This window comes from Bradyrhizobium algeriense, assembly GCF_036924595.1.
In the GTDB taxonomy this organism is placed as follows: Bacteria; Pseudomonadota; Alphaproteobacteria; order Rhizobiales; family Xanthobacteraceae; genus Bradyrhizobium; species Bradyrhizobium algeriense.
In genome coordinates this window covers 4,509,137-4,521,897 of sequence record NZ_JAZHRV010000001.1, presented here as the reverse complement: position 1 = coordinate 4,521,897, position 12,761 = coordinate 4,509,137, and the positions used below count along the sequence as shown (strand labels likewise).

General features: G+C 63.4%; 11 protein-coding genes. 10 read left to right on the top strand and 1 reads right to left on the bottom strand.

What is annotated here, in order from left to right:
- Nucleotides 1-30: 30 nt before the first annotated feature.
- From V1286_RS21935 to V1286_RS21905, 7 genes are all read left to right on the top strand, one after another.
- Nucleotides 31-1,284, top strand: coding sequence for an NAD(P)/FAD-dependent oxidoreductase (locus tag V1286_RS21935; protein WP_334482511.1), 1,254 nt, complete (start codon nt 31-33; stop codon nt 1,282-1,284).
- A 98-nt stretch (nt 1,285-1,382) separates the two neighbouring features.
- Nucleotides 1,383-1,634, top strand: a complete 252-nt coding sequence (locus V1286_RS21930) for a DUF6489 family protein (RefSeq protein WP_108521853.1) — start codon at nt 1,383-1,385, stop codon at nt 1,632-1,634.
- A 68-nt stretch (nt 1,635-1,702) separates the two neighbouring features.
- Nucleotides 1,703-2,437, top strand: coding sequence for an esterase/lipase family protein (locus tag V1286_RS21925; RefSeq protein WP_334489822.1), 735 nt, complete (start codon nt 1,703-1,705; stop codon nt 2,435-2,437).
- 155 nt (nt 2,438-2,592) lie between these two features.
- On the top strand, nt 2,593-4,140 hold the full coding sequence (locus tag V1286_RS21920) for a WS/DGAT/MGAT family O-acyltransferase (protein WP_334482507.1): 1,548 nt from the start codon (nt 2,593-2,595) through the stop codon (nt 4,138-4,140).
- Between the two features lie 9 nt (nt 4,141-4,149).
- Nucleotides 4,150-5,145, top strand: coding sequence for an alpha/beta fold hydrolase (locus tag V1286_RS21915; RefSeq protein ID WP_334482504.1), 996 nt, complete (start codon nt 4,150-4,152; stop codon nt 5,143-5,145).
- A 169-nt stretch (nt 5,146-5,314) separates the two neighbouring features.
- The gene (locus V1286_RS21910) at nt 5,315-8,551 is read left to right on the top strand and encodes a bifunctional cytochrome P450/NADPH--P450 reductase (RefSeq protein ID WP_334482501.1); all 3,237 of its coding nucleotides are present in this window, start codon (nt 5,315-5,317) and stop codon (nt 8,549-8,551) included.
- A gap of 141 nt (nt 8,552-8,692) precedes the next feature.
- Entirely contained in the window at nt 8,693-9,367 is a 675-nt protein-coding gene (locus V1286_RS21905) for a spermidine synthase (protein ID WP_334482498.1), read from the top strand.
- 122 nt (nt 9,368-9,489) lie between these two features.
- Here V1286_RS21905 and V1286_RS21900 read toward each other — a convergent pair whose 3' ends face one another.
- A complete protein-coding gene (locus V1286_RS21900; RefSeq protein WP_334482496.1) occupies nt 9,490-10,404 on the bottom strand; it encodes an alpha/beta fold hydrolase in 915 nt (304 codons plus the stop codon).
- Nucleotides 10,405-10,586: 182 nt separating this feature from the next.
- Between V1286_RS21900 and V1286_RS21895 the strand changes: the two genes are divergently transcribed.
- The 3 genes from V1286_RS21895 to V1286_RS21885 are packed head-to-tail and all read left to right on the top strand — an operon-like array spanning nt 10,587 to nt 12,636.
- Entirely contained in the window at nt 10,587-10,967 is a 381-nt protein-coding gene (locus tag V1286_RS21895) for a hypothetical protein (protein WP_334482493.1), read from the top strand.
- Nucleotides 10,964-12,046 (top strand): alpha/beta fold hydrolase, encoded by a 1,083-nt coding sequence (locus V1286_RS21890; protein ID WP_334482490.1) that lies wholly within the window; start codon nt 10,964-10,966, stop codon nt 12,044-12,046. The genes V1286_RS21895 and V1286_RS21890 overlap by 4 nt, the downstream gene beginning before the upstream one ends.
- Entirely contained in the window at nt 12,043-12,636 is a 594-nt protein-coding gene (locus tag V1286_RS21885; protein ID WP_334482487.1) for a GNAT family N-acetyltransferase, read from the top strand. The genes V1286_RS21890 and V1286_RS21885 overlap by 4 nt, the downstream gene beginning before the upstream one ends.
- Nucleotides 12,637-12,761 lie beyond the last annotated feature (125 nt).

Sequence of the window (12,761 nt, the reverse complement as noted above, 5' to 3'; positions counted from 1 at the left end):
GCACGTTACATTGAACTTTCGGAGTGCCTGATGGCGGAACTGAAGGCCGACGTACTCGTCCTGGGTGCGGGCATGGTCGGCGTGAGCGCCGCCTTGCACCTGCAGAAGCGCGGCCGGAACGTGGTTCTGATCGACCGGCACGAGGTTGCCGGCGAGGAAACAAGTCACGGCAATGGCGGATTGATCGAATGCGCCTCGGTCTTTCCTTACATGTTTCCGCGTGATCTCGGCCAGATCCTGCGCTACGCATTCCTGCGTGCGCCGCAGGTGCGGTACCACTTCAGGGATTTGCCGGCTTTCCTGCCGTGGCTGACACGGTATTTCCTCGCCTCATCACCGGAGCGTGCACTGCACAGTGCGATGGCCGAGCTGCCGCTGATCCAGCGCAGCCTGATCGAGCATGAAGCGCTGATCGCGGAAGCCAATGTGCCGGAGCTATTGCGGCGGACCGGCTGGATCAAGCTGTTTCGCTCCGAGGCGACGCTTGCGGGCGCGGTGGGGGATCTGGAGCGTGCCAGGCAGTATGGGGTCGAGGGCGAGATCCTGGACACGGCGGCGATTATGGCGCGCGAGCCGCATCTGACCGGCGATTTCAGCGGCGCAATCCATTTTCCGGCGCCGGGCTTCGTGCCGGATCCCGGCGGCCTGGCCAAAGCCTATTCGGCGCTGTTCGGCCGCAAGGGCGGGCGATACCTTGTCGGCGACGCGCGAACGCTCGAACAATCCGGCGGACGGTGGCGGGTGGCGACGCTGGAAGGCACGATCACCGCGCGCGACGTCGTCGTGGCGATGGGGCCGTGGTCCGATCAGATTTTTGCGCCGCTTGGCTATTCGATCCCGCTTCAGGTCAAGCGTGGTTACCATTTGCACCTCAAGCCGCGCGGCAATGCGGTTTTGAACCACCCCGTGCTGGACACCGATCTCGGCTATCTGCTGGCACCGATGAACCGCGGCATTCGCCTGACCACCGGTGCCGAGTTTGCCCACCGCGATGCGCCGCCTACGCCGGTCCAGGTCGAGCGGGCCCTGCCGCGGGCGCACGGGCTATTCCCGCTGGGAGAGCCGGTTGACGCCGCGCCGTGGAAGGGCGCACGCCCCTGTTTGCCCGATATGTTGCCGGTGATCGGCAAGGCCCCCCGCCATGGCGGGCTATGGTTCGACTTCGGCCATCAGCACCACGGCCTGACGCTCGGACCCGCAACCGGCCGCCTGCTGGCCGAAATGATGACCGGCGAGACCCCGTTTGCCGACGCCCGGCCTTTTGCCGTCGAACGTTTTGGTTGACCATACCGGACGATTGACGGGGGTGGAGGCGAGGTCTTGTCCTTGCGCGACGCGGGCCATCGTGGCGATACTGTCACAAGCCAGCAAAAGGAGCGGTCATGAAAGTTAACGTCGAAATCGATTGCACACCGCTGGAGGCCAGGCAGTTCTTCGGGTTGCCCGACGTCTCGCCGATGCAGAACGCCGTGATGGACAAGATGCAGCAGCAGGTGATGGCCAATATCGAAAAGGTTTCGCCGGAATCGCTGATCCAGAGCTGGTTCACGTTCGATCCCAAAATCGCCGAGCGGTTCCAGGATATGTTCGTGACCATGGCCGGCCTCGGCGGCATGGGCAAGAAGGACAAGTAATAGTGGCCATCGCGGAAGGCGGCGCAGCGACGGGCGAGCAACGGCTACAGCCGCCGAGCCTCTTTCTGATGCTGGCCGAGGTGAGGGGCCTGTTCGAATTGAATTCGAGCCTCTTGCTGTCGCCGTTATTGTTGCGCGCGCCGAAGGGCGACGGGCATCCGGTGCTGGCGCTGCCGGGCTTTCTCGCCAGCGATCTGTCGATGGCGCCGATGCGGCGCTACCTGAAAGAACTCGGCTACGACACCCATGCGTGGAACATGGGCCGCAATCTCGGCGGCGTCGCTTCCAAGCGCGTTGCGTTGCGCGATCTTCTGCGGCGCATTCACGACCAGACCGGCCGCAAGGTCAGCGTGATCGGCTGGAGTCTCGGCGGCGTCTATGCGCGCGATCTCGCCCTGCAGATGCCGGACATGGTGCGCGCCGTGATCACGCTCGGCAGTCCGTTTGCCAATGACATCAGGGCGACCAATGCCACGCGGCTCTACGAGGCGCTGTCGGGGGAGGCCGTCGACGATAATCTGGAAATCCGCCAGGCGATCGCCGGTGACCTGCCGGTGCCGGCGACCTCGATCTATTCCCGTACCGACGGCATCGTGAACTGGCACACCAGCCTGCTGCGTCCTTCTGAGACCGCCGAAAACATCGAGGTGTACTTCGCCAGCCATATCGGGCTCGGCGTCAACCCCGCAGCATTATGGGCGGTGGCCGACCGTCTGGCGCAGTCCGAGGGGGAGTTTAAGCATTTTGACCGATCAGGGCCATTTGCCATTGCCTACGGCCCACCTGAAAATGCACAATCCTGAGCCAACGCCCTGAGCCAAGGGCATGATCCCGAAAGGTCCCGCCCGGCAATTGATGCAGGATGGTGAGAGGTTTTCGGATATGCTCCAATAACAAAGACATTCGAGACGCCAGAAGCGCCACCAAGGCGCCGCGTTTTCTACTGCGGGAGGAAAATATGGCGGACGCCAAGAAACTGTCTTCGATGGACGCGTCGTTTCTGTATCTGGAAACGCCCGAGATGCCGATGCATGTCGGTAGCATGGCGATCTTCCGCCTGCCGGAGAACTACAACGGCAACTTCTTCGAGGACTTCAAGGCGATGATCGCCTCGCGGCTGCACATCGCGCCGATCCTCAAAGCCCGTCTGGAAAAGGCCCCGCTCGACATCGATCATCCGTCATGGGTCGAGGACGACCAGTTCGACATCGACCGTCACATCTTCCGCGGCAGCCTGCCGGCGCCGTATGACCGCGCGACGCTCGAGCGCATCGTCGGCTGGATGCATGCCAAGCTGCTCAACCGCGCCCGGCCGCTCTGGGAGTTCTATGTCTTCGAGGGCATGAAGGACAACGAGATCGGGCTTTATTCCAAGATGCATCACGCCTGCATCGACGGCGGCGCGGGCGCGGCGCTGACCAACATGATCTACGACGTCACCCCGGTGCCGCGCGTGGTCGAGCAACCGATCCCGCAGGCCAAGGGCGGCAACGAGCCGCGCGACATCGCCGCCAACCTGATCGATTCCTACCAGCAACTCTGGCGCCAGCCCTTCGACGGCTCATCGACGCCGAAGACCCTCGACCTGCCGCGCTCGGGCAAGAGCGATCTCGGATCGATCCTGTTCGACAACGCCATGTTCCAGATCGAGAGCGCGGTGAAATTCGCCGGCAGCATTCCGGCGATGCTCAAGAGCGTCTCCGACGTGGTCGGCAAGATCTCCGATCCGAAGTCGCGCGACAGCATCGCCAGCATGGTTTCGCCGTCGACTATTTTGAACAAGGCGATTTCGTCGGAGCGCAGTTTTGCCGGCACCTCGATCTCGCTGTCGCGGGCCAAGGCGGTCGCCAAGCAATCCGGCGGCAAGCTCAACGATGTGGTGCTGGCGCTGTCTTCGGGTGTGGTCCGCCGCTATCTGTTGGAGCGGGGCGCCTTGCCGGCCAAGTCGATGACCGCAGCTGTGCCGATCTCGCTGCGCGAGGAGGGCAACACCGAGGCCAATAATCAGGTGTTCGGCATGATCTGCTCGATCGCCACCAATATCGAGGACCCGAAGGAACGGCTGGAGGCGATCATCGCGCAATCCACCAAGTCCAAGGAGATGTCGCATCCGTTGCGGGCCTTCATGCCGCAAGTCTCCAACGTCTCGATGCTTGGTGCGCCGATCCTGGTGCAGATTATGGCGCTGCTCTACAGCCGCTCGGACCTGTCGAACGTGTTGCCGCCATCGGCCAACATCACCGTTTCCAACGTACCGGGGCCGCGGCAGACGCTTTATGCAGCGGGCGCGGAATTGCTGCACATCTTCCCGGTATCGATCGCGACGCACGGGATCGCGCTCAACATCACCGTGCAGAGCTACCGCGACCAACTCGATTTCGGCTTCATCGCCGGCGCCAACATCATTCCCCATGTCCAGGTCATGTGCGACATGCTGCCGGTCGAATTTGAAGCGCTGGAGGAGGCGTTCGCACCGCCGCCGAGCATGACCCGCGCGGCTGAATAGGGTCTGGCGATGATTGAAATGCCGCCGCTGCAGTTCGCCCAGGTGAACGGTATTCGCATGGGCTATTACGAGGCGGGACCGAAGTCCGACACGCCGCCGCTCATCCTCTGCCACGGCTGGCCGGAAATCGCGTTCTCGTGGCGTCACCAGATCAAGGCCCTGAGCGAGGCCGGCATCCGCGTGATTGCGCCGGACCAGCGCGGCTACGGCGCGACCGACCGGCCCGAGCCGGTCGAAGACTACGACATAGAGCACCTGACCGACGATCTTGTCGGGCTGCTCGACCATCTCGAGATCCGCAACGCGATCTTCGTCGGTCACGACTGGGGCGGCTTCATCGTCTGGCAGATGCCGCTGAGGCATCTCGATCGCACCGCGGGCGTCGTCGGCGTCAATACCCCTCACATGGACCGCGCGCCGGCGGATCCCATCGAACTGTTCCGCATGCGCTTCGGCGACCAGATGTATATCGTGCAGTTTCAGGACCAGGCGCGCGAACCCGATCGAATATTCGGCAGCCGGGTCGAGCAGACCTTTGATGCCTTCATGCGCAAGCCGGTGCCACGCAGCGACACCGCGCCCGCAGACCAGCCGGTCGCCGGTGTTGGCGCCTCGCCCAGGCTCAACCTGGCGTTTCCGCAAATGATCGCCGGCTACGACGCCAAACATGATCCGCGCGCGCCGATCCTGAGCCCGGAGGAAAAGAAGGTATTCGTCGATACCTTCACTAAAACCGGGTTCACCGGCGGCATCAATTGGTACCGCAATATGTCGCGCAACTGGCAGCGTTCGGAGTGGCTTGACCACACCGTGCGGGTACCGTCGCTGATGATCATGGCCGAAAACGATCACGTGCTGCCGCCATCGGCCGCCGACGGCATGGAGAAGCTCATTCCCGATCTGGAAAAATATCTCGTGCGCGACAGCGGCCATTGGACGCAGCAGGAAAAGCCGGACGAGGTCAGCGCCAAGCTGATCGAATGGCGTAGGAAGCGATTTGGGTGAGCGTAAAAAGAAGCAACTCGCCGTCACTGCGAGGATAGCGCAGCAACTTGCGCCGTCATTCCGGGATGGTCCGAAGGACCAGACCCGGAATCTCGAGATTCCGGGTTCGATGCTTCGCATCGCCCCGTAATGACAGCGTGGATGAGGTCAGGCAGGAGACACTTCGACAATGGCGGCCAGCAACAAACTAAGTCCGATACCGCATCCGCCGAGAAAGCCTGTCGTCGGCAACATGCTGTCGCTGGACCCCAACGCGCCGGTGCAGCATCTGGTGCGGCTCACCAAGGAGCTGGGGCCGATCTTCTGGCTGGACATGATGGGCGCGCCGCTCGTCATTGTCGGCGGCCACGATCTGATCGACGAGCTCTCGGATGAGAAGCGCTTCGACAAGGCGGTGCGCGGTTCGTTGCGCCGGGTCCGCGCTGTCGGCGGCGACGGGTTGTTTACCGCCGACACCAGTGAGCCGAACTGGAGCAAGGCGCACAACATCCTGCTGCAGCCGTTCGGCAACCGCGCGATGACGTCCTATCATCCGAGCATGGTCGATATCGCCGAGCAGCTCGTGAAGAAATGGGAGCGGCTCAACGGCGACGAGGAGATCGACGTCGTCCACGACATGACGGCGCTGACGCTCGATACGATCGGGCTGTGCGGCTTCGACTACCGCTTCAATTCGTTCTACCGCCGCGACTATCACCCGTTCGTGGAATCGCTGGTGCGATCGCTCGAGACCATCATGATGACCCGCGGCCTGCCGCTGGAAGGCCTGTGGCTGCAGAAGCGGCGCAAGACGCTCGCCCAGGACGTCCTCTTCATGAACAAGATGGTCGACGAGATCATTGCCGAGCGCCGCGGCAATGCGGAAGCCACTGATGCCAAGAAGGACATGCTTGGCGCCATGATGACCGGCGTCGACCGTGTCACCGGCGAGCAGCTCGACGACGTCAACATCCGTTACCAGATCAACACATTCCTGATCGCGGGCCACGAGACTACCAGCGGACTTCTGTCGTGCACGATCTATGCGCTGCTCAAGCACCCGGAAGTGCTCAAGAAGGCTTACGAGGAAGTCGACCGGGTGCTCGGTCCGGATATCGATGCGAAGCCGACCTATCAGCAGGTCACGCAGCTCACCTACATCACGCAGATCTTGAAGGAAGCACTGCGGCTGTGGCCGCCGGCGCCGGCCTATGGCATCGCGCCGCTGAACGATGAAACCATCGGCGGCAAATACAAACTGAGGAAGAACACCTTCGTCACCGTCCTGGTGATGGCGCTGCACCGCGATCCCAGCGTCTGGGGTCCGAACCCGGACGCGTTCGATCCCGAAAATTTCAGCCGCGAGGCTGAGGCCAAGCGCCCGGTCAATGCCTGGAAGCCGTTCGGCAACGGCCAGCGTGCCTGCATCGGCCGCGGCTTTGCGATGCATGAGGCGGCGCTCGCCATCGGCATGATCCTGCAGCGCTTCAAGCTGATCGACACCCACCGGTACCAGATGCACCTGAAGGAAACGCTGACGATCAAGCCCGACGGCTTCAAGATCAAGGTGCGGCCGCGCGCCGACAAGGATCGCGGCGCCTTCGCCGGCCGCGCGGCGGTAGCCGCGGCCGCCTCGAACGCAGCGGCGCCGCAGGCACGCGCTCGTCCCGGACACAACACGCCGCTATTGGTGCTCTACGGCTCCAACCTCGGCACCGCGGAAGAACTGGCGACGCGAGTGGCTGACCTCGCCGAGGTCAACGGCTTTGCGACCAAGCTCGGCGCGCTCGACGATTATGTCGGCAAGCTGCCGGAAGAGGGCGGACTGCTGATCTTCTGCGCTTCCTACAACGGCGCAGCGCCTGATAACGCCACGCAGTTCGTCAAGTGGCTGGACAGCGGCCTGCCGAAGGATGCGCTCGCCAAGGTGCGTTACGCCGTGTTCGGTTGCGGCAACAGCGACTGGGCGGCGACCTATCAATCCGTGCCGCGGATGATCGACGAGCAGTTGGCGGCGCATGGCGCCCGCAGCCTCTTTGCTCGCGGCGAAGGCGACGCCCGCAGCGACCTCGACGGCCAGTTCGAGAAATGGTTCGCGAAAGCCGCGCCCGCGGCGATGAAGGAGTTGGGCGTCGATTCCAGTTTCGCCCGCAGCGCCGACGACGCGCCGCTTTATTCGATCGAGCCGGTGGCGCCGTCCGCCGTCAATGTGCTCGTGTCGCAGGGCGGCGTTGCGCCGATGAAGGTGTCGGTCAATTCCGAACTACAGAACAAAAGCGGCGCCAATCCTTCCGACCGCTCGACGCGGCATATCGAGGTGCAATTGCCGCCCGGCATCACCTATCGCGTCGGCGACCATCTCAGCGTCGTGCCGCGCAACGATCCCGCGCTGGTCGATTCCGTCGCGCGCCGCTTCGGCTTCCTGCCCGCCGATCAGATCCGGCTGCAGGTCGCCGAAGGCCGCCGCGCGCAATTGCCGGTCGGCGATGCCGTGTCGGTCGGGCGGTTGCTGACCGAGTTCGTCGAGCTGCAGCAGATCGCGACCCGCAAGCAGATCCAGATCATGACGGAACACACGCGGTGTCCCGTCACCAAGCCAAAACTGCTCGCCTATGTCGGCGACGATGACGCGTCTGCAGAGCGCTACCGCTCGGACGTGCTGGCCCGGCGCAAATCGGTGTTCGATCTGCTGGAGGAACATCCGGCCTGCGAATTGCCGTTCCACGCCTATCTGGAAATGCTGTCGCTGCTGGCGCCGCGCTATTATTCGATCTCGTCGTCGCCCTCGGTCGACCCGGCGCGCTGCAGTGTCACCGTCGGCGTCGTGGAAGCGCCCGCCAGTTCGGGGCGCGGCGTCTACAAGGGCGTCTGCTCGAACTATCTCTCCGGCCGCCGCGTCGGCGACAGCGTGCATGCCACGTTGCGCGAGACCAAGGCTGGCTTCCGCTTACCCGATGATCCGGCTCAACCCGTGATCATGATCGGCCCCGGCACTGGGCTGGCGCCATTCCGCGGCTTCCTGCAGGAGCGCGTGCACCGCAAGGCGCAAGGTGCAAAACTGGGCCCCGCGATGCTGTTCTTCGGCTGCCGGCATCCCGATCAGGATTTTCTCTACGCCGATGAATTGAAAGCCTTTGCCGCCGACGGCATTGCCGAGCTGCACACCGCGTTCTCGCGCGCCGACGGGCCGAAGACCTATGTGCAGCATCAGGTGGCGGCGCAGAAGGAACGCGTCTGGAGCCTGATCGAGCAGGGCGCGATCGTCTATGTCTGCGGCGACGGAAGCAAGATGGAGCCGGACGTCAAGGCCGCGCTGGTTGCGATCTACCGCGAAAAGTCCGGCGACGACGCCGAAGCCGGCCTGCGCTGGATCGACGATCTCGGCACCAAGAACCGTTACGTGCTGGATGTGTGGGCCGGCGGGTAGCTTCTTCATGGGGTGGGCAAGGCGCAGCGTGCCCACCATCTCTCCGAAATCGCCGGCGTCAATGGTGGGCACGCTTCGCTTTGCCCACCCTACGGTTCATCGCTGGCCGCGACATCGTGCAATCATGCTACAAGCTCCAGCATGATTCCCTGGGAAAAGATAGACACCGCGCGCATCCCCGGCACCGACGACGAACTCCGCCTGAAGCGGCGCGGCAAGGAGTTCTCCATCATGCTCGGCACCAACGAGCTGATGAACAGTCGACTCTCGGGCTCGGAGGCGGCGCTGGCGACGCTCGCGGCGAAGAAGATCGAAAAGATTGCAAAGCCGCATGTGCTCATCGGCGGCCTCGGCATGGGCTTCACCCTGCGCGCGGCGCTCGCCGTGCTCGGAAACAAAGCGCAGATCGTGGTGGCCGAACTGGTGCCCGCGGTCGTCGCCTGGGCGCGAGGTCCGATGGCGGAAATTTTTGGCGACAGCCTGAATGATCCGCGCGTGAGCATTCGGGAATCCGACGTCACCGAAATCATCCGCGCGCATCGTTCGAAATTTGATGCCATTCTGCTCGACGTCGACAACGGCCCGGAGGGGCTGACCCGCAAGGCCAATGACGGGCTCTATAGTCCGTCCGGGTTGGATGCGGCGCGCGCGGCGTTGCGGCCGGGCGGCGTGCTGGCGGTCTGGTCGTCCGGGCCCAATCCGGCATTCGCAAAGCGCCTTCGTGGTGCAGGCTTCGACGTCAACGAAGTCAATATCCGCGCCACTGGCAGAGGCGGCGGCGCGCGCCACGTCATCTGGATTGCCAATAAAGCGTAGCCCGAATGGAGCCAACGGGTCGCGCGAATGCGCGCCCGATGACAGGCTTCGCGTAATCCGGGCCAGGCGCGAGCTGATAGGGTTTCCCGGATTGCGCTGCGCTCCATCCGGGCTGCGCAGAGCTACGCCGCCTTCACTGCCGCGCGACGCGCGTGCTCGTCGATCGCACCGATGATCTGCGGCCACATCGGGATCGGCAAGGCGTGACCCATGCCTTCGATCATCAGCAGCGTTGCGCCCGGGATCGACGCCGCCGTGTCCTTGCCGCCCTCGGGACGGACCAGCGGATCGACGGTGCCGTGGATGACCAGCGTCGGCACCTTCACCTGACCCAGCCGTTCCTTGCGGCTGCCGGAGGCCAGCACGGCCCGCAATTGGCGTCCGACGCCGGCCGGATTGAGGCCGCGCTCATAGGTGCGCGCGGCGCGTGAGGGGTCGAGCGCTTCATCTTCCGGGAACGAGCCGACGCGCAGCACTTTCCAGGTTTTGGCGAACCGCGCGAAATATTCCTCCTTTGATGTCGGTGGCGGCGCCATCAGCACGGCGGCGGCCTCGCGCGTCGGCGGCGGCACTTTCGGGTTGCCGGTGGTCGACATGATCGAGGTCAGCGAACGCACCCGCTGCGGAAACGACAGCGCGACTTCCTGGGCGATCATGCCGCCCATCGATGCTCCGACGAGGTGTGCCGATTGGATGCCGAGTGCATCGATCAGGCCGACCGTGTCCTTCGCCATGTCGATCAATTTGTAGGTCGAGGCGACCGGGATCTTCAGGAACCGTAGCTTGAGCAGCTCGAACGGGGTCAGGCGCTTGCCGCCGGAAAGGTGCGAGGATTTGCCGATGTCGCGATTGTCGAAGCGGATGACGCGAAAGCCGCGCGCGGCGAGCTGGCGGCAGAAATCGTCGTCCCAATGGATCATCTGGGCGCCGAGCCCCATGATCAGCAACAGCGGTTCCGCGGCCGGATCGCCAAAAATTTCGTAGCAGATATCGATGCCGTTGGCGCGAGCGATCTGTGGCGGCTGATGAGCGAGCATCGCTGTGTCTTTCCCTCGGGTGGTACCTTGACGGGCAAACTGTATGGCACGGTTTCCCGCACCGCAGAAGACCTGTCGCGGGCGCCCATCGTCCGGTTGACCGGCCCGCCGCAACGGTGTGGTATGGGGTCAATGAAGCGAAGCGTGGCAAGCGCTCGTAACCTTTTAGGGAGAGGGCGTCTATGGCCGACAAAGGCAACGATCCTGCCGCGATCTGGCAGGCCATGCTCGGGGAGATGGAGAAGGGGTTCAACTCCTTCGCCAACCAGGCGATGGCCTCGCCTGAGTTCTCCAAGGCGATGAACCAGGTCGGCGGCGTGTCGGCGGGCGCGCAGAAGCAGCTCGGCGAGCTGATGGAGAAATACCTGCTGGCGATGAACCTGCCGAGCCGGGCGCAGATGGTCGGCATGGCCGAACGGCTGCAGTCGATCGAAGGCCAGCTCAACGAGATCAAGGCGATGCTGCATCAGGTGCATCATAACTCGCTGGCGCAGGACGGCGGCCTTGGCACGCCGCGGCCGCCGCGCACCAAGCGTCCGCCATCGGAGGGAGAGCAGAAATGAACGCTCCGGCGGCTCTCGATCTGGCGTCGATCTCGGAGCGAGTCCAGTCCGAGGTGCAGCGCGCGATCCAGCGCAGCATCAAGGGCGTCGAATATTTTTCCTCGTCCGGTCCATCGCTCGGCTCGACGCCAAAGGACATTCTCGCCGTCCGCGGCACCATGAACCTCTATCACTATCGGCCGGTCGCGGACGAAATCTACCGCATTCCGATCCTGATCGTGATGGCGACCACCAACCGCGGCTACATCCTCGACCTGGTGCCAGGCCAGAGCTTTATCGAGTTTCTGTTGAAGCGCGGCTACGACGTCTACATGCTGGACTGGACCGCGCCGAAGCCGGAGGAAAAATCCCTGCGGATGGAGGACTACGTCCTCGACTTCATCCCGGATTGCGTCCGCCGCGTGCAGCAGGATTCCGGCGAGCATGATGTCAACGTGATCGGCTATTGCTTCGGTGGCGTACTGTCTCTGTTGTACGGCTCGATCTTCAACGACGGGCCGATGAAGAACCTGATCTGCTTCACCACGCCGATCGATTTCCGCGAGATGAAGCTGTTCCAGAATTTTTCTGATCGACGCTATTTCGATGTCGACAAGCTGGTCGACAGCGTCGGCAACGTGCCGCCGGAAATGATCCTGTCCTCGTTCGAAATGCTGCGGCCGGCCTCGCGCACCGTCAGCCAGGTGCAATTGTGGGAGAACATCTGGAACGACGAATACGTCAAAGCCTACCGGATGATGGATCGCTGGGGCACGGACACCTTGCCGCTGGCCGGTGAGTACTTTCGCGCAATCACCAAAGACCTGATGTGGGACAACAAGCTCTACAACGACACCATGACGGTCGGCGGACGCGCGGCGGATATTTCAAAGATCAAGGTGCCGATCCTGCATGCGGTCGCCGAACACGATCACATCGTGCCCTATGACGCGGCAAAACACCTGATCACCAAGGTCGGCTCCACGGACAAGGAAGAGGTGATGCTGAAGGGCGGTCATGTCAGCCTCGTCGCCGGCGCCAACGCGATCAAGCGGCTGTGGCCGAAACTGGACTCCTGGCTAGGTAAGAGATCAACATGAGCGAAACACGTTCCTATCCGCGCCACGTCAAGACCGACGCCGGCGACATTGAATTCCGCATGATGGCGCGCAGCGACGAAGCCGCCGTGCTGGCGTTTGCGCAAAAGCTCCCGACGCACGATCTGCTGTTCCTGCCGCGCAATATCAGTCAGCCCAAAGTGCTGTCGGCCTGGGTCAACGAGATCGAGCGCGGCGCCATCGTCAGCCTGCTGGCGGTGAAAAACGGCACGGTGGTCGGCTGCGGCACGCTGGTGCGCGACCCACATTCCTGGTCGCCCCATGTCGGCGAGATCCGGATGGTGGTGTCGCTGGATGTCCGCGGGCAGGGGGTCGGCCGGGCGCTGTCGCAGGAGACTTTTGCCATTGCCCTGGGCGCCGGCCTGGAAAAGCTGTCGGTGCAGATGACGGTCGACCAGCAGGCGGCGATCGCGCTGTTCGAAAGCCTTGGCTTCAAGGCCGAGGCCCTGCTGCGGGACCACGTCCGGGACGTCGACGGCAAGAAGCACGACATCGTCGTGCTCGGACATAATGTGGCGCAGGTGCGCGCCCAGATGGAAGCTTATGGGCTGCCGGGGGCGGTTCAGCACTGACCGGCCGGACACCGCCCGGACACAAAACTCGCAAAACAACCCCATGCAAAGTAGAGCGTGGCGGCTCCGGCATTAGACTAAAGTCATACTTTTGCCGGTTCAGCGGGCAAGGCGCCCATCTATCA